General features: G+C 55.7%; 2 protein-coding genes. Both read left to right on the top strand.

The annotated features are described in order from the left end of the window. A partial coding sequence (locus tag A3730_RS03290) for an iron-containing alcohol dehydrogenase (RefSeq protein ID WP_156500849.1) occupies window positions 1-306 on the top strand: 306 nt, incomplete at its 5' end. A 48-nt stretch (window positions 307-354) separates the two neighbouring features. Next, window positions 355-792, top strand: a complete 438-nt coding sequence (locus tag A3730_RS03285) for a thioesterase family protein (protein ID WP_063518735.1) — start codon at window positions 355-357, stop codon at window positions 790-792. Window positions 793-817 lie beyond the last annotated feature (25 nt).

Genomic DNA, 817 nt, shown 5'->3' with positions numbered 1-817 from the left:
CTGGTGTTGCCGGAAGTGCTGCGCTTCAATTTGCCCAAGGCGGCGCCGCTTTATGCCGAGCTGGCACCCATTCTCAGTGACCGCCCCTTTGCTGACCATGACGATGGCGCGGGAGTATTGGTTGCGGCGCTGGAGTCGCTGATCAGTGAGGTGGGTCTGCCAGTGCGCCTGCGCGATGCCGGGGTCACCGAAGACAGCCTGGAAACCCTGGCCTCGGATGCCATGCTCCAGCAACGGCTGCTGGTGAATAACCCCCGTGAAGTGACCGAGGCGGATGCCCTGAATATTTACAAGGCAGTATATTGATTCAAGAGACGCAACAGGTGATATGCAGCACTTCAGGAAATAACACGAATGAGTAGTGATAAACCAAGCCGTCCTCAGCGTGAGGAATACGGCTACCTTTGCCCGGTGGATAGTCGCTGGAGCGATAATGATATCTACGGCCACATCAACAACGTGGTCTATTACAGCTATTTTGACTCCACCATTAACCGCTACCTGGTCGACGAAGGCGGACTGGATATCCACGAAGGCGAACACATCGCCTATGTGGTCAGCTCCGGTTGTGACTATCTGGAAGCGGCAGCCTATCCGGAATCATTGGTGGTGGGGATGAAGGTGGACAAGCTGGGAAACAGTTCTGTGCGCTATGGATTGGCACTGTTCGGCAGTGAAGGCCCGGCCAAGGCCACCGGTTTTGTGGTACACGTGTTCGTGAATCGAGCAACAGGGCGACCCGTCGCCATTCCTGATGCCTTGCGCGAAGCGTTAGCGCGACTGGCACAATAGTGTGCGTTATCGTTATCTGAAAAGG

Source organism: Alcanivorax sp. HI0044 (assembly GCF_001634945.1).
The sequence above is the reverse complement of the archived record's forward strand: the minus strand, read 5'-3'. Positions and strand labels throughout refer to the sequence as shown.

Excerpts from the sequence above, each read along its gene's own strand:
- A3730_RS03285 (WP_063518735.1), top strand. The coding sequence starts at position 355 with ATGAGTAGTGATAAACCAAGCCGTCCTCAGCGTGAGGAATACGGCTAC.